At 60.4% G+C, this 336-nt stretch carries 1 pseudogene; it reads left to right on the forward strand.

Features of this window, described 5'->3' with window-relative positions:
- A pseudogene (locus AB4180_RS21955) lies at positions 1-336 on the forward strand (hypothetical protein); the annotation flags it as partial.

Here is a 336-nt window from a genome sequence, read left to right on the forward strand (position 1 = left end):
GCAAACTTTGCGGTGAGCTTAGACAAACCAAGCGAAGCGGCGGTGACGTTAACGTTAGACGCGTTAGTGGACGGTCAATACAGCGCAGAAGCGAACGATGTGGGCGCGATCAGCGCAAGCTACACCGACGCACAAGGCACAGTGCACACCCTAGCCGTGAGCAACGGTGAAGTGACGGTGCCAGCGGGCGTAACGGCGATCATCGTGAGCGTGGCGACCAACCAAGACGGCGTGTACGAAGGCGATGAAACCTTCGGCCTGAAAGTGACGGCGGCGGCGGGCACGACGACGAACAACACGGCGACGGGCGACGCGACCATCAAAGACGATGGCACA

The organism is Vibrio sp. 10N.286.49.C3, from assembly GCF_041469545.1.
Taxonomy (GTDB): Bacteria; Pseudomonadota; Gammaproteobacteria; order Enterobacterales; family Vibrionaceae; genus Vibrio; species Vibrio tasmaniensis_A.